At 69.1% G+C, this 23447-nt stretch carries 24 protein-coding genes; 8 read left to right on the forward strand and 16 right to left on the reverse strand.

All coding sequences use genetic code 11. From position 1 onward, the window contains the following. Nucleotides 1–9: 9 nt before the first annotated feature. Nucleotides 10–453, forward strand: coding sequence for a MarR family transcriptional regulator (locus MRBLWO13_RS17925; RefSeq protein ID WP_341975446.1), 444 nt, complete (start codon nt 10–12; stop codon nt 451–453). A gap of 26 nt (nt 454–479) precedes the next feature. Here MRBLWO13_RS17925 and MRBLWO13_RS17930 read toward each other — a convergent pair whose 3' ends face one another. The 10 genes from MRBLWO13_RS17930 to MRBLWO13_RS17975 form a co-directional block, all read right to left on the reverse strand. Next, complete coding sequence (locus tag MRBLWO13_RS17930; RefSeq protein ID WP_341975447.1) at nt 480–1283, reverse strand: alpha/beta hydrolase; 804 nt, start codon at nt 1281–1283, stop codon at nt 480–482. Nucleotides 1284–1405: 122 nt separating this feature from the next. Then, nucleotides 1406–2890: an FAD-dependent oxidoreductase gene (locus MRBLWO13_RS17935; RefSeq protein ID WP_341975448.1), complete on the reverse strand. Its 1485-nt coding sequence runs from the start codon at nt 2888–2890 to the stop codon at nt 1406–1408. 38 nt (nt 2891–2928) lie between these two features. After that, entirely contained in the window at nt 2929–4209 is a 1281-nt protein-coding gene (locus MRBLWO13_RS17940) for a S8 family serine peptidase (protein WP_341978483.1), read from the reverse strand. 8 nt (nt 4210–4217) lie between these two features. Then, on the reverse strand, nt 4218–4760 hold the full coding sequence (locus tag MRBLWO13_RS17945) for a DUF501 domain-containing protein (RefSeq protein WP_341975449.1): 543 nt from the start codon (nt 4758–4760) through the stop codon (nt 4218–4220). A 57-nt stretch (nt 4761–4817) separates the two neighbouring features. After that, nucleotides 4818–5435: a septum formation initiator family protein gene (locus tag MRBLWO13_RS17950; protein ID WP_341975450.1), complete on the reverse strand. Its 618-nt coding sequence runs from the start codon at nt 5433–5435 to the stop codon at nt 4818–4820. A gap of 36 nt (nt 5436–5471) precedes the next feature. After that, on the reverse strand, nt 5472–6752 hold the full coding sequence (gene eno, locus MRBLWO13_RS17955) for a phosphopyruvate hydratase (protein ID WP_102192408.1): 1281 nt from the start codon (nt 6750–6752) through the stop codon (nt 5472–5474). A 102-nt stretch (nt 6753–6854) separates the two neighbouring features. Next, nucleotides 6855–7514 (reverse strand): O-methyltransferase, encoded by a 660-nt coding sequence (locus MRBLWO13_RS17960; protein ID WP_341975451.1) that lies wholly within the window; start codon nt 7512–7514, stop codon nt 6855–6857. A 31-nt stretch (nt 7515–7545) separates the two neighbouring features. Next, on the reverse strand, nt 7546–8499 hold the full coding sequence (locus tag MRBLWO13_RS17965; protein ID WP_341975452.1) for a CPBP family intramembrane glutamic endopeptidase: 954 nt from the start codon (nt 8497–8499) through the stop codon (nt 7546–7548). Further along, nucleotides 8496–9587 carry a DUF1648 domain-containing protein gene (locus MRBLWO13_RS17970; protein WP_341975453.1) on the reverse strand — a complete coding sequence of 364 codons (1092 nt, stop codon included), beginning with the start codon at nt 9585–9587 and terminating at the stop codon, nt 8496–8498. Before MRBLWO13_RS17970 ends, MRBLWO13_RS17965 begins: the two co-directional genes overlap by 4 nt. Next, the gene (locus MRBLWO13_RS17975) at nt 9584–9934 is read right to left on the reverse strand and encodes a GntR family transcriptional regulator (RefSeq protein WP_341975455.1); all 351 of its coding nucleotides are present in this window, start codon (nt 9932–9934) and stop codon (nt 9584–9586) included. Before MRBLWO13_RS17975 ends, MRBLWO13_RS17970 begins: the two co-directional genes overlap by 4 nt. 97 nt (nt 9935–10031) lie before the next feature. Between MRBLWO13_RS17975 and MRBLWO13_RS17980 the strand changes: the two genes are divergently transcribed. Next, nucleotides 10032–10502, forward strand: coding sequence for a DUF4442 domain-containing protein (locus MRBLWO13_RS17980; RefSeq protein ID WP_341975456.1), 471 nt, complete (start codon nt 10032–10034; stop codon nt 10500–10502). Between the two features lie 13 nt (nt 10503–10515). Here the strand turns inward: MRBLWO13_RS17980 and MRBLWO13_RS17985 are convergent, their stop codons facing one another. Then, nucleotides 10516–11529 carry a LacI family DNA-binding transcriptional regulator gene (locus MRBLWO13_RS17985; protein WP_341975457.1) on the reverse strand — a complete coding sequence of 338 codons (1014 nt, stop codon included), beginning with the start codon at nt 11527–11529 and terminating at the stop codon, nt 10516–10518. A 74-nt stretch (nt 11530–11603) separates the two neighbouring features. Here MRBLWO13_RS17985 and MRBLWO13_RS17990 point away from each other — a divergent pair, with 74 nt between their 5' ends. From MRBLWO13_RS17990 to MRBLWO13_RS18010, 5 genes are read left to right on the forward strand one after another with little or no spacing between them, the layout of a single operon-like run. Then, nucleotides 11604–12611 (forward strand): alpha/beta hydrolase, encoded by a 1008-nt coding sequence (locus MRBLWO13_RS17990; RefSeq protein ID WP_341975458.1) that lies wholly within the window; start codon nt 11604–11606, stop codon nt 12609–12611. Further along, complete coding sequence (locus tag MRBLWO13_RS17995) at nt 12608–13603, forward strand: alpha/beta hydrolase (protein WP_341975459.1); 996 nt, start codon at nt 12608–12610, stop codon at nt 13601–13603. Before MRBLWO13_RS17990 ends, MRBLWO13_RS17995 begins: the two co-directional genes overlap by 4 nt. Nucleotides 13604–13649: 46 nt before the next feature. Further along, complete coding sequence (locus tag MRBLWO13_RS18000) at nt 13650–14942, forward strand: MFS transporter (RefSeq protein ID WP_341975460.1); 1293 nt, start codon at nt 13650–13652, stop codon at nt 14940–14942. Continuing rightward, a complete protein-coding gene (locus tag MRBLWO13_RS18005) occupies nt 14939–16606 on the forward strand; it encodes a CocE/NonD family hydrolase (protein WP_341975461.1) in 1668 nt (555 codons plus the stop codon). Before MRBLWO13_RS18000 ends, MRBLWO13_RS18005 begins: the two co-directional genes overlap by 4 nt. A 4-nt stretch (nt 16607–16610) precedes the next feature. After that, nucleotides 16611–17840, forward strand: a complete 1230-nt coding sequence (locus MRBLWO13_RS18010) for an APC family permease (protein ID WP_341975462.1) — start codon at nt 16611–16613, stop codon at nt 17838–17840. A 2-nt stretch (nt 17841–17842) separates the two neighbouring features. Here MRBLWO13_RS18010 and MRBLWO13_RS18015 read toward each other — a convergent pair whose 3' ends face one another. Continuing rightward, a complete protein-coding gene (locus MRBLWO13_RS18015) occupies nt 17843–18640 on the reverse strand; it encodes a helix-turn-helix domain-containing protein (RefSeq protein WP_341975463.1) in 798 nt (265 codons plus the stop codon). An 81-nt stretch (nt 18641–18721) separates the two neighbouring features. Between MRBLWO13_RS18015 and MRBLWO13_RS18020 the strand changes: the two genes are divergently transcribed. After that, on the forward strand, nt 18722–19231 hold the full coding sequence (locus MRBLWO13_RS18020) for a VOC family protein (protein WP_341975464.1): 510 nt from the start codon (nt 18722–18724) through the stop codon (nt 19229–19231). On the opposite strand, the gene MRBLWO13_RS18025 is transcribed toward MRBLWO13_RS18020, so the two are convergent. The 4 genes from MRBLWO13_RS18025 to nhaA form a co-directional block, all read right to left on the reverse strand. Next, nucleotides 19212–20000, reverse strand: a complete 789-nt coding sequence (locus MRBLWO13_RS18025; protein WP_341975465.1) for an SGNH/GDSL hydrolase family protein — start codon at nt 19998–20000, stop codon at nt 19212–19214. The two genes, MRBLWO13_RS18020 and MRBLWO13_RS18025, sit on opposite strands and share 20 nt — an antisense overlap. A gap of 168 nt (nt 20001–20168) precedes the next feature. Then, the gene (locus MRBLWO13_RS18030; protein WP_341978486.1) at nt 20169–21425 is read right to left on the reverse strand and encodes an ATP phosphoribosyltransferase regulatory subunit; all 1257 of its coding nucleotides are present in this window, start codon (nt 21423–21425) and stop codon (nt 20169–20171) included. Nucleotides 21426–21497: 72 nt separating this feature from the next. Further along, nucleotides 21498–22091, reverse strand: a complete 594-nt coding sequence (locus tag MRBLWO13_RS18035; protein ID WP_341978488.1) for a MazG family protein — start codon at nt 22089–22091, stop codon at nt 21498–21500. Between the two features lie 104 nt (nt 22092–22195). Then, a complete protein-coding gene (nhaA, locus tag MRBLWO13_RS18040) occupies nt 22196–23362 on the reverse strand; it encodes a Na+/H+ antiporter NhaA (RefSeq protein ID WP_341975466.1) in 1167 nt (388 codons plus the stop codon). Between the last annotated feature and the right edge of the window lie 85 nt (nt 23363–23447).

Genomic DNA, 23447 nt, shown 5'->3' on the forward strand with positions numbered 1-23447 from the left:
AATCAGAGAATGACCGGCACCGACGTTCGACTCCCCACGGAAGTGGGCCTCTTGCTCCACCAGGTCTACGCACTCGCGACCAAGCAATTGAACGCCGCACTCCTGCCGACGCAATTGACCAGCCGGCACATCGCCGTCATGTTCCTCATCCGCGACGGCGTGCAGACCCAGCGCGATCTGGTCGCGCACCTGATGACCGACAAGACCGGCATGGTACGCGTCGTCGACGACCTCGCACGGTCGGGTTACATCACCAGGGAGCAATCCGAGAAGGATCGCAGAGTGACGATTCTGCACTTCACCGAAGCCGGTCAGCACGCTCTCGCGGAAGCGCAGCAGTACACCCAGAAGGTCGCTGACGACATCTTCGGCGCCGTCGACGAGCAGGAGCTGAAAACGATGAAGGAGACGCTGGCCCGGATCCTCGACCGCCACGCGGCGCGAGGCGACTGAGGACAGCGCCCCGAGCAGATTGGCGATTACTGCGCTCTGATCGACCTCAGAAAACGCAGAAGCTCGTCGGTCACCGCGTCCGGGGCATCTTGACTCACGATGTGACCGGCATCCGGGATGACGACCTCGTCCACTCCTTCGTGCCGCGCCCATGCGGGCATGGCGGTGGCGATGTTGCCCGTACGATCGAACCCGCCACGCATCAGCCCCAGCGGCACCGGTGTCCGGTAGGTCGGGTCCGGGTCGACGAAGGCTGTCGTCGCCCGCCAGATGTCGAGGAATTCCGACTTCGCGACCTGCGCGAATGCCCGCTCCGCGTCCCTCCTCGCGAAGTCGGAGGTCGCAGAGGCCTCCGCCAGCAGTCGCGGCAGCCGAGCGGCCGGGACGAGGGCGAGGGCGGGAGCCGCAAGGCGCAGCAGTTGACGCTGCCACACGGTCAGCGGGCCGTTGTTCCACGTCGAGTCGAGCACCATCAGACCGGAGAACGCCCCCGGCGCCTTCCGCACCAACGCCTGCGCCAGGTTGCCACCGAGTGAGTGCCCAACGAGCACGGGGCGATCGAGCCCCCGTGATGCGATGAGTTCTTCGATGTCGGCCACCAGGCTCTCAGCGGTGATCGGCGCGAGGTTCGGGCGCGACTGGCCGTGCCCGCGCAGGTCCGGCATCACCACCCTGCGCCCCGAGGCGATGACACCTTCGACCTGCGCAGAGAACATGACATGATCGGCGCCCGCACCGTGCAGGAACACGACTGCGGGCTCGTCGCCGCCGGAGTCGTAGAAGGCCAGCGAACAGCCACGCAGAGTCAGGTGTTGCGACAGAGTGGGCATATTCGGAATGTAGCCGATCAGGTGGTGACTCCTGCGACGTCGAGGGCACAGAGGAGCGACGCATACGCGGAAGAGCCCGCCCGAGACGAATCTCGGACGGGCTCTTCGCAGCGATCAGATGATCAGGCGTCGGCGTTCACGGTCTTCTTGACAGGCGCCTTCTTCACCGGCTTCGCCGCCGGCGCAGCCTCCGCAGCAACGGTTGCCTTCACCGGCTCGACCTTGGCCGGCTCTGCCTTGGCCGGCTCTGCCTTGGCGACAGGGGCGGCAGGAGCCGCATCCACGGCCGGACGCGGGCGAGCCGCGAACTCCTCGAAGACGTAACGAGGGCTCTGCACCGTCTCGAGGTTGACCAGGTCACGACCGAGGAAGAAGTTGTTCACCCAGCCCCACACGACGCGGATCTTGCGCTCCCACGTCGGCATCGCCAGGCCGTGGTAGCCACGGTGGGCGATCCAGGCGACGAAGCCCTTCAGCGCCAGGTTGCCGGACTGGAAGACGCCGTTGTACAGGCCGAGACCCGCGACAGCGCCCATGTTCTTGTGGAAGTACTCCTTGGGCTCCTCGCCACGGATGACCGCGACGATGTTCTTCGCAAGCAGCTTCGCCTGGCGCACCGCGTGCTGAGCGTTCGGAACGCAGTAGCCGCCGACACCGCCACCGGACAGGTCGGGGACGGCCGAGACGTCACCGGCAGCCCACGCGCCCTCGACGATCGCGTCGGCCGTGCCGACGCGCAGGTCGGCGCGGGTCTGGATGCGGCCGCGTTCTTCGACGGGGAGGTCGCCGCCGCGGACGACGGTCGGGTTGGCCATCACACCGGCGGTCCACACGATGAGGTCGGTCGGGATGACCTCGCCGGTGGAGAGTTCGACGATGCCGTCGACGGCGCCCGTGAGCTGCGTGTCGAGGTGCACGTTCGCACCGCGCTTCGCAAGGTCCTTGAGCACCCACTCGCTGGTCTTCAGCGAGACCTCGGGCATGATCCGCCCCATGGCCTCGATCAGGTGGAAGTGCGTGTCATCGAACGTCAGCTGCGGGTACTTCGACACCAGCGCAGATGCCAGCGAACGCAGCTCCGCGAAGACCTCGATGCCGGCGAAACCGCCACCGACGACGACGACGGAGAGCAGACGGTCGCGCTCGGGACCGGCCGGCAGCGACGCCGCCTTGTCGAAGTTCGACATCAGGCGGTCGCGGATCGCGACGGCCTCTTCGATGGTCTTCAGCCCGATCGCGTTGTCGGCGATGCCCGGGATCGGGAAGGTGCGGGAGACAGCGCCCGCCGTCACCACGATCTGGTCGTATGCGAACTCGTAGGGCTCGCCCTCGGTCGGCGTGATCGTGGCCACCTTGTTGGCGTGGTCGATCTTGGTGACCTTCGCGGTGACGACGTGAGTCCGCTTCAGGTGGCGACGATGCGCGACCACCGAGTGCCGCGCCTCGATGGAGCCGGCGGCGACCTCGGGCAGGAACGGCTGGTAGGTCATGTACGGCAGCGGGTCGACCATGGTGACGTCGGCTTCACCCTTGCGGAGCTGCTTCTCGAGCTTCCACGCCGTGTAGAAACCTGCGTAGCCTCCACCGACGATCAGAATCTTGGGCACAGTGCTGTTCTGAGGCACAGGGGAACAACTCCTCGGAGTCAGGATTTTGGCGTGCGACTCGCGCGCGCTGAGCGGATGCGCCGGGCAGCTGCGGTGACGCCAAGCCCCACCAGGATACCAGGGACTGTGAGCGCAATGAGCGGGAGGGTACCGTAACGCAATGACTCGGCGCTGGGAAGCAACGGAGACCCGGGTTCGGTCGGTGGTTCCGCCGCGGGAAGCGGCGGCACGCTCACCGGCGTGATCTCGGGTTCCGGCTGCGGTTCGGACGCTGCTCGACGGTGCAGACGGACCCACTCCGCGAGGTCTCCCATGGGGTTCTTGTCGACCTTCGGGACATCCGTGGAAATGGCGGCGGCGGCATCCACCAGCCCGTATCCGTAGAGCGGATCACTGGGCTTCGTCGCGCCCTCCACCGGAATCGCGGTCTTGATGATGCGGTTGATCACATTGGCGGCGTCGAGGTCAGGGTGCGCGGAGCGCACCAGCGCAGCGATGCCGGCCACGATCGGCGCTGCACCACTGGTGCCGCGCCACCACGCCACCTTTCCGTCGGCAGAAACGCCGAGAAGGCCTTCACTGGGCGCCGAGATGCCGATCGTGATGCCCTGCGTCGACGCCTCGATGCTCGCCGTACCGGTCTGATCGACTCCGCCGACGGTGAGCACGCCGGGGATCGTCGCCGGAGCGCCGATGATGCTCGTGCCGCTCCCCCGGTTGCCCGCGGCCACCACCACGACGACGTCGTGCTCGAAGGCGTACAGGAACGCCTCGTCCCAGCTCCGGTCCCACTCGAGGGTGTTCGTCGTGAACGACAGGTTGATGATGTCGGCGCCGTTGTCGACCGCCCACTTCATCCCCTTCGCGACCTGCTCGGCGAAGGGGACGGCCGCCGCGGCGCCGAAGCCGAGCGAGATCGAGAGCAGGTTCGCCTCGGGTGCGACGCCGATCATGCCGGTGCCGTCGGCGGCACCTCGTCCGGCGGCCAGCGATGCCACCCAGGAACCGTGGTTCCCGTCGACGGCGCCGAGCGGTGTCCGCCCGTCAGGGGTGCCGCTGCCGCTGACGTCCGTCCCGCCGATGACCGCGTCGCCGAAGGTCTGCGGCACCTTTGCGATACCGGTGTCGATCACGGCGATCGTGACGCCTTTACCGCGTGTGGTCTGCCATGCTTCGCGGATGCGGGCGCCGTCCAGCCAGTACTCGGAGGCGCGCACCGGGTCTGCGGGGTTATCGGGAACAGGCCCTGGAGCGGTCGTCGCTCCCAACAGCAGCACGGATGCCGCAACCATCGCCACGGCGACGGTCATGCGCAGCATCCTCTTGCTCATGCCGTCGCCGCTCCTGCGACCCGGATCGCTGCGCCGGGATCGTCGCAGCGGCACTGCTCGGCAGACCAGGAGGAGCGAGCGAGCGCCTCATCGCCGATCGGGTTGACGCCTGGTCCGGCAGCCAGCGCGTGCCCCGCGAGCGCGTGCAAGCACTTCACGCGCGTCGGCATCCCACCGGCGGAGATCCCGTCGATCTCGGCGACGTCGCCGAACTGGGCGCGATCTGCGAGGTATGCCTCATGGGCGGCCTGATACGCCGCGGCGATGTCTTCATCGTCGGCGAGAAGGGCCGCGAGCTCCGGCATCACCTGGGTGGCCTCGAGGGTCGACATGGCGGCCGTCGCGGCCGGGTGTGTCAGGTAGTAGAACGTCGGGAAAGGGGTGCCGTCGGACAGCCGCGGCGTGGTCGCGACGACCGTGGGATTGCCGCATGCGCATCGGGCGGCGATGCCGAGAACGCCCCGAGCCGGACGGCCGAGCTGTGCCGAGACCACGGCGAGTTCAGCGGGCGTGGGGGCAGGAAATGGCGGCGTAGTCACCCGTCCAGCGTAGGGGAGGCAACCGGGAGGATGCTCGGAGCGAACGCTCAGCGTCGCTCAGGGGGTGACGGCCGCCGTGTCAGCAAGACCGCTCGACGTGAGCGTGCGCAGCAGCTGCCCCATCCAGTCCGCCGGCTTCTCTTCCAGGGTGTCGCTGACGGCCTCCTGCTCCTGCGGGAGAGCGGCCGGATCGAGGTCGTTGTCGATCAGATAGACGACCTCGCCGGGCTTGACGTAGTAGAGGCGCTCACGCGCCTGGGTGGTGATGTACGCAGGGTCCTGCCAACGTTCGCGCTCCTGCTCGAGGGCGGCGATCTCGTCCTCGCTGACCTGGACGGAGGCCTCGAGCGCTGCGATCTTCTGCCGCTGATCGATGAACGTGCCGAGGGTCGGAACCAGCACCCAGGCGCCGAGGACGACCAGCGACAGCATGATGACCGAGAAGGCGGAGAGGCGGATGCCGGACGCCCACTCGCGCACGTCGACACTCTGTCCGCCGGCCGCAGCTCGGCTGGATGCCGGACGCGAGGCGGCCGCCCGGGTCGACGTGGCGCGAGCGGCGTTCTTCTTCGCGGGCTTCGGCTTCGAGCTCGGCACCTTGGAACCCTGCGCCTTCGAGCTCTGCGCCTTCGAAGCGCCCGAAGACGCCGAAGGAGGAGCCGGTCGTCGTGCCACGGCTCCTCCTCGGTGTTATGTCTGTCTCAGCTGCGCTCAGCCCTGGTAGCGCGGGAAGGCCGAACGGCCCGCGAAGACCGCGGCGTCCCCCAGCTCTTCCTCGATGCGCAGAAGCTGATTGTACTTCGCGACGCGCTCGCTGCGAGCAGGCGCACCCGCCTTGATCTGACCCGAGTTCGTCGCGACGACGAGGTCGGCGATGGTGGTGTCCTCGGTCTCGCCCGAGCGGTGCGACAGCATCGCCGTGTAGCCGGAGCGCTGCGCGAGGCTGACCGCGTCGAGCGTCTCGGAGAGCGTGCCGATCTGGTTGACCTTGACCAGCAGCGAGTTGGCCACGCCGCGGCGGATGCCATCGGCGAGACGCTCCGGGTTGGTGACGAACAGGTCGTCGCCGACGAGCTGGACCTTCGAGCCGAGCGCGTCGGTGAGGAGCTTCCAGTTGTCCCAGTCGTCTTCGGCGAGGGCATCCTCGATCGTGACGATCGGGAAGTCGTTCATCAGTCCGACGTAGTACTCGATCAGCTCGGGTCCTGACCAGTCCTTGCTGTCCAGACGGTAGACGCCGTCCTTGAAGAACTCGGTCGCTGCGACGTCGAGGCCGAGGGCGATCTCGGTTCCCGGCTTGAAGCCGGCCTTCTCGATCGCCTTGACCAGGAAGTCGAGGCCCTCGCGGTTGCTCGGCAGATCGGGGGCGAAGCCGCCCTCGTCGCCGAGGCCGGTGGCGTAGCCCGCGGCCTTCAGCTCGGCGCGCAGCACGTGGTAGGTCTCGACGCCCCAGCGGAGGGCCTCGGAGTAGGTCTCGGCGCCGATCGGCGCGAGGAAGAACTCCTGCATGTCGATGCCGTTGTCGGCGTGCTCTCCGCCGTTGATGACGTTGAACAGCGGAACGGGCAGGACGTGCGCGTTCGGTCCGCCGAGGTAGCGGAACAGCGGCAGGTCGGCAGAGTCTGCCGCGGCCTTTGCCACCGCGAGGCTGACGCCGAGGATGGCGTTGGCGCCGACGCGCTTCTTGTTCTCGGTGCCGTCGACCTCGATGAGGATCTCGTCGATGACGCGCTGCTCGCTCGCCTCGACGCCCTCGATGGCCGGGCCGAGCTCGTCGATGATGGCCTCGACGGCCTTGAGCACGCCCTTGCCGCTGTAACGGGTCTTGTCGCCGTCACGCAGCTCGTACGCCTCGAAGGCGCCGGTGGATGCACCCGAGGGGACGGCAGCCCGCTGGACGATGCCATCGTCGAGGAGCACCTCCACCTCGACGGTCGGGTTACCTCGCGAGTCGAGAATCTCGCGTGCGCCTACAGCCTCGATGAGTGCCACGAATGTGCTCCTTGCTCAGGGAAAGGGTGTGGTGGAGCGACGTCGATCCGCGCCCAGTCTAGCCCGCCCGCACTCACCACCCCGGGGCGTGACGATCCGTCGTCACACGACGAGCGCGAGCGCGATGCCGTCCCAGCCCTTGATGCCCACGGTCTGCAGGGCGGTCGCGTCGAAGCGCGGGTCCTCCCCCAGCATCCGAAGCGCGTCCCTGGTGCCGACGACCATCGAGTCGGTGCTGTCCTGGCGCACGATCTCGCCCTCGCGGCCGATGTTGTCGAGCACGACGACGGTGCCCGGATGCCCCAGCCTGGCCGCCCAGTCGAGGTAGATCGTGTTGGACTCCTTATCGGCGTCGATGAACACGAGATCGAATCCGCCGACCAGCGTGGGCAGGACGTCTGCGGCGCGACCGACGCGGATGTCCACCCGTTCACCGACGCCCGCGGCGTCGATACTCGCTCGCGCAACTGCGGCGTTGTCCGGTTCCGCCTCGACGGTGAGGACCTTGCCGCCTTCGCCGACTGCCCTGGCCAGCCAGATGGTCGAATAGCCGCCGAGCGTTCCGATCTCCAGCACCCGGCGCGCGCCGCTCAGCCGTGCGATCAGATTCAGCAGCTTGCCCGCGACAGGAGCGACCTCGATCTTCGGGAGCCCGGCAGCCTGCTGCGCCTCGAGCGCGGCCTCCAGAGCGGGGTCGTGGCCGACGAGCGTGTCGGCGAGGTAGATGTCCGCTTCCGCCCAGGCGGCAGGTGTCGATTGCATGGGTCCAGCCAATCCCGGCGAACCGCAGCCGTCAAGAGCGCGGCGGTGACAGCAGCCGGCCGGGTGCGTCCGCGAGTTCGGGCTGCTGCCGGAACTGCCCCGTGATGAGGAGCACGACGATCACGAGAGCGATCACGATGCAGCCCGCCGCCCCGAGCGGCCCGGCGAGGGCGAGGTCGGGCTTGGCCGCGGCGAAGATCACGATCATCCCGCCTGCGGCGTTCAGTGATCCGTGCGCGATGACGGCCGGCCACACCGATGCCGAGCGCAGGCGCAGCCAGCCGAGGAGGATCCCCCAGGCGACGCACCCGCCGATCATGAAGAGCACGCCGGTGATGTCCGTACGCCCGAAGTTGTAGCCGAGCAGGATGATCGGGCTGTGCCAGAAGCCCCAGACAGCGCCGCTGATCAGAAGGGCCGGCCACGTGCCGAGCGGCCGCAGCGCCGGCACCAACCAGCCGCGCCACCCGAGCTCCTCGCCGAAGGCGAAGATGCTGTTGAAGAGCGCCGCGAGCGGAATCGACGCCAGCTGCGCCACCACGACCACGCCGACCGGTGGCGCGGGCGTCCCCGTCGGCAGCGCCTTCCCGATCTCCGCGGCGAACGCGGCGAAGGTGAAGTCGAGCTGCACCCAGCCCAGTGCCGCCGACAGCAGGATGCTGAGCGCCACGAGCACTGGAGGGGCGAGCCAGGCCAGCACCATGAGCCAGACCACTCGTCTGGCGGGGCGCAGCGGCCACAGCCCCAGGAAGCGCGCACGACCACCGCGCGCCGGCACCCGCATCGCGAACGTGACGATGAGCGCGGCGACAGCCGGCGTGAACATCATCACCGGCAGCAGGACGCCGGAGATCGGCTCCGCGAGCCCGTCACCGAGCCAGAGCGGCAGAGCGACGAGCCAGGCGAGGGCGCACGAGAGCACGACGAACGCGAGAATCGCGCCCCACGCAGGTCGGGTCCTCGGCGCGTTGGTGGAGAACGTCATTCCTGTTCCTTTCCGGTGGACGCGGCGGCGCTGAGCACTGCCGCTGCGGTGACCGCGTCGTCGAGGGTGACGATGACGGTCTTGCCGTTGATGCGGGCGACCTCGATGCCTTCCCCGGTGCGCAGCACGATGCCGAAGCGGCCGTCTGCGCCCCAGCGGATCCCCCAACCGCCGAACTCCGAGAAGGGGTTCACCTGGATGGCGCGGACTGCCGCGATATCTTCGGCGGCGATCGCATAGCGGGGCCATCCGACCGCGCTGCGCAGATGCAGCCCCTCGGCATCCGCCCGCACGTAGAAGACGGAGGTGCTCAGCAGCATCACGACCAGGAGCAGCCCGACGCCTACCGCGAACCATCCGCCGGCACGGCCGAACGCGAGAAGCACGACACCCACGCCGAGCGTCACGAACACGAAGAGAGAGATCGTCACGATGCCCGTTCGAGACAGCGTCGACGTTCCGAACCAGGCGGCGCGTGCGCCAGCCGGAAGCGGAAGCGGAGCCGCGCTTCCCCCCTGCCACGGCTCCTGGTGCTGCGTGGCGTCGAGGGGCTCCTGCTTCGACGAGCTCGGTTGCACGAACCAGCCGAGAAGGGCGAAACCGACGAGCAGGGCGAAGGCCAGAGCCGCCCATGGTCCGATGTCGGGCGCATCCCGCGCATCGTCGAGGCCTCGCTGCACTCCCATGATGGCGAGGCCGAGCACAGCGAGCAGTACCGACAGTCCCAAGCTCACAGCCCCGAGGAGCCGCACCGTCGCACTCGGATCGTGATTGCTGCGCGGGAGCAGCGTCGCGGTGCCGTCGCGGTGCGAAGGCAGTCGCTGCGCAAGAAGGCCGAGCGCCACCATCACCAGCACCATCCCGACGCCGACGCCGAGCGGCAGAAGGAGGTTCGCCCATGGCGGCCCGAATCCATCAGGACCGGCACCCGACCAGTGGATCGCCGCGGGATCAGGCATCTCGGGAAGCCAGGCGAACATCACCGCGGCGGCGAGGGCGATGACTCCGAGCGGAACGATCAGCCCCACCCACAGCAGTCCCGCACGAGCCCGGCGGCGCTGCGTCGTCTTCGCGGACGAGATGTTCATGAGGAGTGCTCCTTGATGAGGGCGGCGAGGGTGTCCGGCGTGAGTCCTACTGCCGCGGCGCGGGCGACGAGCGCATTGACGTCGGCGTGCAGCTCGGCGAGGGCGTCGGCCGCGGGCGCCACGACGGCGCCGCGTCCGCGACGCAGATCGATCAGCCCCTCATCGCGAAGGTTCTGGAGGGCATGGAGCACCGTGTGCAGGTTCACGCCGAGCCCGGCAGCGATCTCACGCGCGGCGGGCAGCCGGTCACCCGGGCGGATTCTTCCGCTGGCGATTCCGGTGCGCACGGAGGCCGCGACCTGTTCGAAGAGAGGGCGCTCGCTGTGCGGCTCGATCGTGAGCAGCATCTCACTCCATTCGCACTGTTCTAGTTCAACTAGAATATTTATAGCATCTCGACCAACGAATGCACCAGGTCCTCACCCGCTCGGCAAGATGGGCGACATGCGTGTCACCCCCCGCCGCCTGGCCATCGGCATGAGTCTCTGGATCCCGAACCTGTTCAGCGGAATCCGCATCCGGCGCTACAGCGACGACTGGACGCACGCGACCGTCGAGCTGCACGTCAACGTGCTCACCCGCAACTACGTCAAGACCGCCTTCGGGGGGTCGATGTCGGCGATGACCGACCCGTACTTCTTCATGCTCGTCATGCACCAGCTCGGGCGTGACTACGTCGTGTGGGACACCCGCGGTGAGATCGAGTTCCTCAAGCCGGGACGCGGCGTTCTCACTGCGGAGTTCGAGGTGAGCCCCGAGAAAGTCGCGGAGATCCGCGAGCGGGCGCGCGGCGGCGCGAAAGTGCTCGAATGGTTCGAGACGGTCATCACGGATCGCGAAGGCGATGTCGTCGCGAAGGTTCGCCGCGAGGTGTACATCCGCGAGAAGAAGCGCGTCACGGCTACGCGCAGCTGACACGCGTCTCTCGTCAGGCGCCCCCTCCGGATGGGGCGACGGGCGATGGCGGCATCGACGACGAGCGAACGATCAGTCGCGGGGCGAGCCGTATCGTCTCGTGCGCCGACGCCGCACCCGACGCCAATCCGAGCGCGAGTTCGAGTGCCGTACGGCCACTCTCCTCGAACGGCTGTCGAACAGTGGTGAGGTCCAGCGCCGAGGCGACCTCGCCGTCGTCATACCCGACCACCGCGATCGGAGCCGTAGCGCGTGCGGAGCGAAGCCGGGACACGATCGCCGCGGCGAACTGGTCGTGATTGGCGACGATCGCCGTGGCCCCGGCATCGGTCCGCGCCCGGAGCACCCGATCATCGACCGACGAGGGCCCATCGACCGCGATGGCGGTGACGTCGAGGTGCTGCGAAAGCCCTTCGATGCGAAGCATCCCTGCCGACACGTAAGACGGCGAGCGCTGCGGCTCGTGAACGAAGAGAATCCGGCGGTGGCCGAGTTCCGCGAGATGACGACCGATCTGCGAACCGCCGTCACGGTCGTCCACGAGTACGACGGGACCCCCGACGTCTGCCCTCGTCGGCACGACGTCCACGTACACGATGGGGATGCGCGCCGCTCTGCTCGCACGGCGCGCAGCTCCTCCGAGCGGCACTCCCATCACCACGAGCCCCGAGACGTCAGCACGCGTCGGGAGGACATCGAGAAGAGGCTCGTCGGCGGCGGCTGCGGAATCCAGGTCGTACGGGATGATGTCGACCGCGGCATCACGGGCTCGACGCAGCATCCCGGACAGGCGACGCAGATACGACGGATAGGTCGTGAACGGTGCGGCCACGGCGATGCGCGCAGCGCCGACCCGCCTCCCCGCCGTCATGCGATAACCCAGTGCCGTGGCCGCTTCGACGATGCGCGCGCGGGTCTCCGGCCGCACGCGGTGCGGAGAACTCACCGCCAGCGACACGGTGGAGATGCTCACGCCGGCGCGTGCAGCGACGTCGTAGATGGTGACGCGTCCAGGGCGTGCGCGCATTCGACCACATCCACCCTTCATCGAAGTTCTTCGATTGCCAAGACTAGTGCGCAGCCCATCGAAGGAGATGCCCGATGCCGAGACGTTCCCGCTTCCGCCGACCGCTGCTCGACAGCGCGGTCGCCGCACACGAGAAGCGGATCGCTCCGCTGCTCGCGCCCGAACCGGCCGACCCGGCCGGACGACGGCGGGTCGCGCAGGAGAACGACGTCAGGGTGAGCGCCGAGCTGGGGATCGAACCGATCGGCACCGCCACGCGAGATCACGTGGTCCCGGTCGTCGGGCATCCCGACGTGCGGGTACGCGTGTACTGGCCGGGGCCCGAACCGGCACCGGCCGGCTCCGATCTGCCGATCCTCGTCTACTTCTACGGCGGCGGCTTCACGATCGCCGGGATCGACTGGGTGTCGTGGGATGCCCGTTTCCGCGAGCGGGCACGGGATGCCGGGATCATCATCGTCGCGGCGGACTACGCGCATGCGCCCGAGCAGCGTTACCCGACGCAACCGGAGCAGTGCTGGTCGGCCTTCGAATGGGCGCATGCGAGCGCGAAGGATCTGGGCGCGTCACCGAGCCGGATCGCGGTGGGCGGTGCGTCCTCGGGCGGTGACCTCGCCGCGGCGGTGACGTTGATGAACCGTGATCGCACCCGACACCCGATCGCACTGCAGATACTGGAGAATCCCGCGCTGGACCTCACCATCGGTCACGCCGACATGAGCGGCATCAGCGCCAGGATGCCGGGAGTGATCGTGCGCAAGGCGGGACGGAGCCTGGTACGGCAATACGTCGGCGACGATGCGGCGTCAGCCCGCGAGCCCTACGCCTCTCCTCTGCTCGCCGCGTCGCACGAAGGCCTGCCCCCTGCCCTCATCCTCACCTCGGAGCTCGACCCGCTGCGCGGCGACGGCGAGGCGTACGCGCGTGCGCTCTCCCACGCGGGGGTGCCGGTGACGGCGATCCGATTCATCGGGCAGACGCACGGATCACTCGGTTCGACAGGGTTCGTTCCCGCCGCGGATGCCGCGCATCGCTTCCTCGTCTCACAGCTGCGCACGCTGCACGATGGAGACGTCGTATGACCGCTCACCGCACGGATTTCCCGCCGCTCAGCGCGCCGGTCCTCGAGTGGATCCAGCGCGTCGAGGAGCTCTCGGCAGCGCATCCCGAACTCGCCGCCGCAGACCCGGTCGCGCGGCGCCGCCCGGCGCGGAGAGTGAGCGATCTCGTCGCGCTCGAGTTCACAGATCCGGCGCCGCACGGCGTCGAGATCGACGACCTGGAGCTGCGCGGCGGCGCCGGCCCGCTCCGCGCTCGACGGTTCCGCCGCGCGGATGCGATCGGCGACGGACCCACGATGCTGTGGCTGCACGGAGGCGGCTGGGTCGGTGGGTCGATCGACGAGATCCTCAACGACCGCATCTGCGCAGCCCTCGCCCTCCGCTCAGGAGTCCAGATCGTCTCGCTCGAATACCGCCTTGCGCCGGAGCATCCGTTCCCCGCCCCGGTGGATGACGCGGTCGCCGCGCTGCATGCGCTGCGCTCGCGCGCCGACGAGCTCGGCGTCGACGTCGATCGGCTCGGCATCGGAGGCAATTCCGCCGGCGCGACCATCGCGGCGTCCACAGCCCTCCGCGAGCGCGACGCCGGACGCGCGCTGCACCATCAGGCACTCGAGGTGCTGCCTGCCGCGCTGCGCACCTTCGGTGCGTCGATGCAGCGGTACCGCCGCGCATCGGGCATGGAGGACGCCGAGCGCATCGCCGATGTGTACCGCGCCGGCGCTCCCCACGCGGCGGCCTCACCGCTGGACGCGGCGGACCACCGCGGCCTCGCGCCCGCGTTGATCCTCGCAGCCGAATTCGATCCGCTCCTCGACGGCGCCGTCGCCTACGCCCGCGCTCTGCGTGAGTCGGGAGTGGCTGTCGTCCTTCGAATCGGCGAGGGGCACATCCACGGCTCCCCCGCTCTCACCGCCCGATGGCAGGGAGCGCGGGACTGGCACGATGACTTCGCCGCCGAACTCGCCGCCGCCTATGCACCGCGGTCTTCGGACACGCATCCGCCGCGCTGATGATGTCGCTCCCCCGCCCGACCCGACCAACGAACTGGAGACGATGATGTCCGCCTATGCCGTCGAGCCCGTCCTTCCCTCCCCTCCGCCTCTGAGCGCCGACCACATCCCCGGACAGCGGCAGAGCCGGTGGTTCTGGACCGCTTTCGTCCTCACCTGGTTCGCTTCGGGGATCGCTCAGGGCGTCGCCGCTGTCGCCGTCCCGCAATTGCTCAAGGAGTGGGACCCCGAGCACGCCACCGGCAACCTCAGCATCATCCTCACCGTTGGCGGGGCGGCGATCCTGATCACGACGCCGATCTTCGGACGCCTCAGCGACCGTTCGATGTCGCGCCTGGGCATCCGCCGTCCGTGGATCCTCAGCGGCGCGCTGATCGCGCTCTGCGGATATGCGGTGCAGGCGCTGGCCCCCTCACTGGTCGTTCTCGGCCTCGGAACGATGCTGGTGCTGATCGGCTGGGGTGCGGTGTCGATGACGATCCACACCCTGTTCGCCGATCAGATCCGCCGCCGCATCCGGGCGATCATGTCGGCCGTCACCGGTGCTGCCACCGCCATCGGGATCCTGATCGGAGTGTCGTTCGCCGGTGTCGTGGCAGGGCTGGGCCAGGTCGGCATGTTCCTCATCCCCGGCGGAGTCTCCGCACTCCTGGCTCTCACCCTGTTCTTCGCGCTCAAGGACATCCGCCGCGATCAACCCGCACCGAAGCTGGACTGGGGCGGCGTGCTGTCGACGTTCTGGCTGAGCCCCCGGCGATATCCGGACTTCGCCTGGGCATGGGTGTGCCGATTCTTCATGACGGCCTCGATCGTGTCTGTGACCAGTTATCTCTATCTCACGATCTCCAGCCGGTTCGGCATCGAGGATCCTGCCGAGATCGCGAGCGTGCAGACTCAGGCGACGGCGGCGTTCACCATGATGAACCTCGTGATGGCGTTCGTCTTCGGAGTGATCTCCGACCGCACGGGACGGCGAAAGCCGACGGTCGTCTTCGGCGCACTTCTCAGTGCGGTCGGTCTCGTCCTGGCCATTGCTTTCGGGGACATCGGGTTCTTCCTCATCGGCATCGCGATCGTCGGAGCGGGCCAGGGCGCCTACATCGCCGCCGACGTGGCGCTGATGACCGAGTGCCTTCCCTCGGCAGAGGATGCCGGCAAGGACCTCGGCATCGTCGCGCTCGCCTACCTGCTGCCGGGCATCCTCGTACCGGTGTTCGGATTCTTCGCGACCCGCATAGGATCACCCACGGGAGAGAACTTCGCGGCCCTGTACATCGGCGCCGTCGGAATGGCGCTGATCGCCGCGTTCGCGGTCACCAGGGTGAAGGGCGTTCGATGACTGCCGCTCCTCGACTGCGCGGTGCCGCACGCCGAGAGTACCGACGACTGTCCAGGGCCGCCGACATGCCGCCGCCGACGCACCCGCTCGTCACTCTCACGCCGGGCATCCCTGTTGCCGCCGACGACGGCGCCGAGCTGCTGACGGACCATTGGCACGCGGAGGGGGCAGGCGGGCAGACGCTGCTGATCCGCACCCCGTACGGGCGCGGCGGCGTCGCCGGCGTCGCCCGCTTCTTCGCCGAACGCGGCCATCACGTCGTGGTGCAGAGCTGTCGCGGCACGTTCGGCTCTGGCGGCTCGTTCAGCCCACTGCACGACGAGGTCGCCGACGGACAGGCGACGCTGCGCTGGGTGCGCGGTCAGAGCTGGGCGACGGACCGCGTGCATTCCTGGGGCGGGAGCTACTTCGGAGTCACCCAGTGGGCGTACTGCGACGGCGAGGAGCGCCCGGACACCATGGGCATCGCGATCTCGGCTCGACGTTTCGATGATGCGATCCTGTACCCGGGCGGCGGGTTCTCGATCGACACGCCGCTCACCTGGGCGTACGCCCTCGACATGCAGGAGCGGAGCCTCCCTCGCCGGATCTGGGCCCTGCTCCGAGCCAGGTGGGCGATCCCCCGCGGCACCCTCGCCACTCCTCCCGGCGAGGCCGTTCGCGTCGCCGCGAAGGCTGATCCGCAGTTCTTCCGAGACTGGGTCGATCACAGCGATCAGGGCGATCCCTGGTGGCATCCGCTGCGTTTCGCGTCCGATGTCGACACGATCCCTCCGGTGACGCTGATGGCGGGGTGGCAGGACCTGTTCCTCGTCGGGCAGCTCGCCGACTACGCCGCGCTCAAGGATGCCGATCGCCCCGTCCGGCTCATCATCGGGGACTGGATCCATGGCGACCCGGAGACGACGGTGATGGGAGTGCGCGAGGCACTGGCGGCCTTCGCCGATACCGGGAAGGGCGCAGACGTGCGACTCGAGATCAGTGGCGGCGCCGGTTGGCACGAGTTCGAGCAGTGGCCGGTTCCCACCACGACCGTGTTCCGCGAGTTCACCGCCGACGGACAGCTCGCGTTGCCCGAGGCCGAACGTCCGGCCGCGGCACTCCCGTATCGCTACGATCCGGCCGATCCCACACCGGACGCCGGCGGCCGCACTCTCAATCCGTTCGCTGCCGGTCGCCGCGATCAGCGTGTGCGGGAACACCGAGATGATGTGCTGATCTTCACGGGCGACCCCCTGCCGGAAGATCTCGTCATCATCGGAGAGCCGGGGATCGATCTGACCTTCGCGTCGTCCAACCCTCGCGCAGACCTGTTCATCCGGCTCTGCGAAGTCGACCTCAAGGGCAGGTCGCGCACGATCACCGACGTCTATCAGCGCCTGCCTGCTGAGGCCGCCCCGAACGAGTCCCGCCGGATCCGCCTCTCCTTCGCGCCGATCGCCCATCGCTTCGCCGCCGGCTCACGTCTTCGCGTGCAGGTCTCGTCGGGGGCGCATCCGCTGCATCTGCGCAATCCCGGTACGGCGGATCCTGTACGCGACCATTCGCGGCTGATCGGGAGCGACCAGGTCGTGCATGTCGGCGGTGCGGCACCGGCCGCCCTCACCCTGCCTGCGCTCGACACGAGCCGGGCACCGGCCGTTCACGTGCCCGTGGCACGATGAGAGGATGCCGCTCACTCGCCGTCTGACGCTGGGCGACGCCGTCTCGATCGGTCTCGGCTCGATGATCGGCGCCGGGGTCTTCGCCGTATGGGCACCCGCGATCGGGGTGGCGGGCAGCGGCATCCTCATCGCGCTCGCGATCGCCGCGTTCGTCGCCTACTGCAACGCCGTGGCCTCGGCGCAGCTCGCCGCCGTGCACCCGGTCGCGGGCGGCACCTACGCGTACGCACGCGCCGAGATCGGACCCTGGTGGGGATTCATCGCCGGCTGGTGCTTCGTGATCGGCAAGATCGCCAGCTGCGCCGCGATGGCGATGACCTTCGCCGCCTACGCCGCCCCGGCCGGCTGGGAGGTGCCCGTCGCCGTCGCCGCGGTCGCCGCCCTCGCCACGGTCAACTGCTTCGGCGTCACCCGCACGGCCCTGCTCACGCGCATCCTGGTGGTCTGCTCGCTGCTCGGCCTCGCGATCGTCGTCGCGACCGGCCTCCTCGCTGCCCCGGAGGCCTCTCCGGCGCCGCTGCCGGATGCCACCGCGTACGGCGTGCTGCAGGGCGCAGGGCTGCTCTTCTTCGCGTTCGCGGGCTACGCGCGCATCGCCACGATGGGCGAAGAGGTGGTGAGCCCGGAGCGGACCATCCCCCGCGCGATCGTCCTCGCGCTCGCGGGGGCCGTGGTCGTGTACGTCCTCGTCGCGATCACCGTCATGACCACGCTCGGTGCAGATGCGGCGACCAGCACGGCCCCGCTCGCCGACGTCATCACGGCCGCCGGCTGGCCCGAGCTGGCGCCGGTGGTGCGGGTGGCTGCGGCGGCGTCGTCGCTCGGCGCCCTTCTCGCGCTCCTCACCGGCATCGGCCGCACGACACTGGCCATGGCCAGGGAAGACGACGTACCGCGCCTCCTCGCGCACGTCGATGAACGCTGGCAGGTGCCGCGCCGCGCGGAGGTCGCGATCGCGATCATCGTCATCGGGGTCGTGCTCGTCGCCGACCTCCGCAACGCGATCGGCTTCTCGTCGTTCGGCGTGCTGCTGTACTACCTGATCGCGAACGCGGCCGCTTTCCGTCAGGACGGCAGTGCACGGCGTTACCCGCGGGCTCTCCAGGTGCTCGGCGCGCTCGGCTGCCTCGTGCTCGTGAACACCCTGCCGATCGTCGCATCTCTCATCGGCACGGGTGTCGTGCTCCTCGGTGTGGCGTACCGGATGCTGCGGCTGCGCATCGCCAGCCGCTGAGCTCAGCTGTCGGGGTCGACTCGGTAGGTGCTCGGAGCGATCCCGAGAACCGTTCGGAAATCTCGGGTCAGATGCGCGTGGTCGGCGTAGCCGAGATCGGCGGCGATCACGGCGATCTCGGCGTGCGGATCATCGCGCATCCGTTGCGCCGCCTCCTGCAATCGGCGTCGGCGGATCATCGCAGCCGGCGGCAATCCCACGTGCCGATGCGCGAGACGCTGCAGCGTGCGCAGCGACAGATGCAGTCGCGCCGCGGCATCTTCCGCACGCAGGATCGACGCATCCGTCATCAGAAGATCCGACATCGCGTTCGCCTGCCGCGCCACGGGCGAGACCTCGCCGACCCGCGCGGCGAGCCACCGTGCGAACACGGCCACCGCCTGGGAGCGGCCGCTGTCTCCCGCATCCGTCATGGCCGCCGCAACGCCCGCAAGAAGCTCCGGAGCATCGAAGGGCATCGCGGTGTCGCGGAGCGCGGCCGGCTCTTCGACCAGCGCGGCGGCCGACGCCGGGCGCAGAAGTGCGCCAACAGCCCAACCGCGGCCGCGAAGGTCGCGGAAGGATGCAGCCGTCGTCGCCCCGACCAGTTGCACTTCGGCCGGTGCGCCGCCGTTCTGCTCGACCACGAGGTTCAGGGCCGGGTAGGCCACGACATCCTGACGAGACGTGCGCCCCGGCTCGATGTCCCATACGGGAATCCAGAACCAGGCGGCGAGTTCCGCGGCTTCAGGAGGCGCCGGCAGCCGATGGAACTCCGGCATCCGCGCCGGGTACAGCACTCCTCGCCGCGCATCGATCACGTTCCGACGATAGCCGCGGCATCCGACATCGTGTCGCGAATCTTCAATCGCTGCGCATCCGCTCATCCCTAGCGTGGAGGCATGAACACATCATCCGCCGGCCTCACCGGCACCCACACCACCAACGGCCGCCCGAACAACGCGACCTCGCTCACCCCGTTCCTCGCCATCCCCGGCGCTGCCGACGCGATCGCGTTCTACCGTGACGTCTTCGGGGCCACGGTCATCGACATCACCGAGATGGGCGGCGTCGTGGTGCATGCCGACCTCGACTTCGGACTCGGGCTGCTGCAGATCGGGGAACCGACCGCCGAGTACCACCTCGTCGCGCCGCCTGCAGGCGAGGACGACTGCTACTCGCTCGGCGTCTTCGTACCCGACACCGACGCCACCGTCGATCGTGCTGTGGCTGCGGGTGCCGTCGTGCGGGAACCCGCGTCGACGTTCGTCTCCGGCGACCGGTTCGCCAGCATCCGTGATCCGTTCGGCGTGCGGTGGTCGATCATGAGTCGCGTCGAGGATCTCTCCGTCGAGGAGAGTGCGCAGCGCGTGCAGGAGTGGGCGGCCTCGTTCAGCTCCGCGAGCGCATAGCCGCCGCGACCGCCGGCAGCAGCGCTTCCGCGGTGCGGCGATAGCCGAGCGCGCTCGGGTGGAACCGGTCCAGGCTGAACATGCCGTCCGGATCATCGAGGAACATCGGTCCGACGGCACGACGCAGATCGACGCTCGCGGCGCCTGCGCGCGCCGCGGCGGCGGTCTGCGCGAGCGCCAACTGTCGGGACACCCGCGCGCCGAGCGTGCGCAGTGGTTGCGGCACCGCCCGCAGCGCGCCGAGATCAGGACACGTTCCGACGATGACCGCCGCTCCGCGCCGTCGCAGGTCGGCAATCGCGGACTCGAGGTGGGCGACGGATTCGGCGACCGGCACACGGTGCGTGACATCGTTGCCGCCGACCACGATCACGGCCACGTGCGGGCGGTAGCCGTCCGGAAGCGCGTCCAGTTGACCGGCGAGCGCTGAGGACTCGGAGCCGACGATCGCTCCCGTGTGCAGGCGCACGGGCCGGTGGAGCTGCCGGGCAAGGCCTTTCGCGAGCCGACCGCCCAGGGTGTCCTTTCGTCGCTCCGCGCCGAGTCCGGCGGCGAGCGAGTCGCCCAGCAGCAGCAGCTCGACCGGAGCACCGGCGAGGGAGGACCGCCAGATGCGATCGGCGTCGAGCGAGTCCTCGCCGAGCGGCTTTCCGATCCTGCGGCGGGCGATCGCCGCCTGCCTGGTCAGCAGGGCGCGTCCGCCCCAGACGAGGGCCGACGCGGCGCCGATGGTGAGACCGGCGGCGAGCACGATGCGAGAGCGCGTCATGATCCGATTCGACCGCGAGAGCGTGAACGCCGCGTGAACGGCATCCGGCCCCGTGTTCACAGCATCCGCACCGGTGCGACCTGCAGGACCGAATCACGGATGCATGACGAAACGCCGTGGAACGGCCCGACATCCGTGCATCGGTCCTGCAGGTGGACCCGGCCCCGGTCAGGAGAGCGGCTTGAGTTCCAGGTTCCCCGGCTCGGCACCCGCCGAGAGCATCGCGAACGACGTGTACCCATCGGATGCCGAACGCTCCAGCAGCGCCTTGAGGTTCTTGGTGCGACGCTCGAGGCGCACGCGTGCGCCGGTTCCGATCAACGCGGACTTGTGCGCGGCGAGCTCGGAGATCGAGACGTCGGCGTCGTGGATCAGCACGACCGACGACGCTTCGGCCTCCGGGGCCGTGGTGACGAGGTCGACGAGACGCTCGAAGCCGAGCGAGAACCCGACCGCGGGCACCTGCTGACCGAGGAACCGGCCGATCATGCCGTCGTAGCGTCCGCCGCCGCCGAGCGAGTAGTCGACAGAGGGGTGGGCGAGCTCGAAGATCGTGCCCGTGTAATAGCCCATGCCGCGCACCAGGAACGGGTCGAAGACGAGCGGGATGTCGGTCTGGCCGGTCCCGGCCGCCACCGCCTCGCCGATGCCGACCAGGTGCCCGACGATCTCGTCCGGCGCCCCCTCCGGCAGCGCCTTGCGGATCTGGCGCTCCCCGAACGGGTTGTACTCCATGGTCTGCGGCCGAGTCAGGAACGCCTCGAAGGCGTCGACGGTGGATGCCGCTGCGCCGCGCTCGCGCAACTCAGCGGCCACGCCGCTCGGCCCGATCTTGTCGAGCTTGTCGATGGTGATGAGCACGCCGGGGCGTTCATCCGCCGTGAAGCCGAACGTGCCCAGCATCCAGTCCAGGACCCGTCGGTCGTTGATGCGCACGGTCGCACCCTCGAGTCCGAGTGCGTCCACCGCGTCGAGCGAGGCGACCATGAGCTCGGCCTCGGCACGCGCCGAGTCGTCGCCGATGACGTCGATGTCGCACTGCACGAACTGCCGGTAACGACCCTTCTGCGGGCGCTCGGCACGCCAGACCGATCCGATCTGGATCGAGCGGAACACGGCGGGCAACTGGCCGCGGTTCGTCGCATAGAAGCGCGCGAGCGGCACCGTGAGGTCGTAGCGCAGGCCCAGGTCGGAGAGCGCGGCCGGGTCATCGGCGGCATCCCGGATCGCTTCGGCGTCAAGACCTCGACGCAGCACGTTGTAGGCGAGCTTCTCGTTGTCGCCGCCGATCCCCGCGTGCAGACGCGAGTACTCCTCCACCACCGGGGTCTCGATCTCGTCGAATCCGTGCGCCCGATAGCGGTCGCGGATGACGGAGAGCACGCCTTCACGGCGGGCCTTGTCGGCGGGGAGGATGTCGCGCATTCCGCGCGGCGGGTTCACAGTAGCCACGGATCTATCCTTCCAGGTCCGCCGGGCATCCACGCCGCGGTGCGGTCAGGCCTCGGCCTGGCGCACCTCGTCCTCCAGCGCCCGGAGCCGCTCGCGGAGGGCGCGCTCGGCGTCCCAGCCGTTGGCCCTGGCCGTCGCGACGAGCGCCAGCAGGGCGTCACCGAGTTCGGCTTCGGATGCCGGCGCCCCGACGGGCTCCGGCACGGAGACGCGCACGCCGGCCGCGCGGCCGGCGAGCTTCTGCGCGAGCGCGAGCGCTGGCATCCCCCGTGGAACGCCGTCGAGAACGCTCGTCCTCGCGCGCTTCTCCGCAGCCTTCGCGGCGTTCCAGTGCACGAGCACCTCTTCGGGAGTGCGCGCGATCTCACCGGCGAAGACGTGCGGATGCCGACGCACCATCTTGGCGGTCAAGGTACGCGCGACGTCATCGATGTCGAAGGGATCGTCGGGATCCTGAGCGGCGATCGCGGCGTGGAACAGCACCTGCCAGAGCAGGTCGCCGAGTTCCTCGCGCAGATCGGCGCGCGTACCGCTCTCGACCGCGTCGATCACCTCGTGCGATTCCTCGATGAGGTACGGAATCAGGTCACGGTGCGTGATGCGCTCGGACCACACGCACCTCTCGCGCACCTCGCGCATCGTCTCGGCGGCGACCCGCAAGGGGTCGGCGCCCGGTACGCCGTCGCGACGGTCGGAGTGCGGAGACACGGTTCTCCCTTCGGCCGGGGCAGTCGCCCCGGATCTCACGATGTCGCCGCAGCGACCTGTCGATACCACCTGGACCGCAGCGACACGATCACGCCGGAGAGCACGAGAGCCACGAACGATCCCACGATCACGCCGAGAATGGCCTGGTCGCGGACGACGGCATCATCGGCGAACGCGAGGTTGGCCAGCAGCAGCGACACGGTGAAGCCGATGCCGCCGAGTGCGCCGGCAGCGAGGATGTCTGCGAACGGCAACGCGGGCTTGGTGCCCTTCGGCCGGATGCGCATCGCCACCCAGCCGAACAGACTGATTCCGACGATCTTGCCGACCGGCAGCGCCACGGCGATGCCCCAGAACGCCGGTGAGAGTTCGCTCGGCGAGAGGGCGGGAATGACCACGAATGCCGCGACGAAGGCGAACAGCGGCAGGATGAAGCCGTTCACGGCGGGTTCCAGGGCATGCCGGACCCGCTCCGCCGGCACCGGCGACATCACCAGTCCGAGCAGCACGCCTGCGATCGTCGCGTGGATGCCGGATGCCGCGACGAGTCCCCAGGTCACGACACCCAGCACGCCCATCGCCACGGCGACGCCGGAATGACCGGTCTTGTGCAGCAGGCGACTCAGTAGCGCGAACGCGACGACAGCGACCAGCGCGAGCCCGAGCAGAACCCACTGCACGTCACGGGCGAACAGCACCGCGATGAAGATGATGCCGATGATGTCGTCGAGGATGGCGAGGGCGAGCAGGAAGACCCGCACGCCGGCGGGCAGCCCCTTGCCGAACATCGCGAGCACGCCGAGCGCGAATGCGATATCGGTCGCCGTCGGGATCGGCCAGCCCGATGCTGTGTCGCCACCGCCGGCGAACAGCAGATACACCGCGATCGGAACGAGCACACCGCCGGCCGCCGCGATCGCCGGTTGCATCGCCTTGTGCAGCGAGTCGAGTTCACCGTGGGTGAGCTCGTGGCGCAGTTCGATCGCCACGACGAGGAAGAAGATCGCGAGCAGACCGTCGGACACCCAATGCGCGACGGAGAGGTCGAGTCCGGTGCCGGGCACCGCGATGTGGAAGTCGAGCACGGCCGCGAGGGCGTCATGCGTGGGAAGGTTCGCCAGCAGGAGACCGAGTCCTGCTGCCAGGAGCAGGAGAACGGCGGGGAACTGCTGTCCGCGGAGGGGGTTCGCCGAGATACGCATTCCGTCCATCGTAGAGCGCCCCCCGACGCGGCGTTTGTTACGCCGGGGAAACCCGTTGGTCACGCGTGTGGGCGAGACCCGGATA

Source organism: Microbacterium sp. LWO13-1.2, assembly GCF_038397725.1.
Taxonomy (GTDB): Bacteria; Actinomycetota; Actinomycetes; order Actinomycetales; family Microbacteriaceae; genus Microbacterium.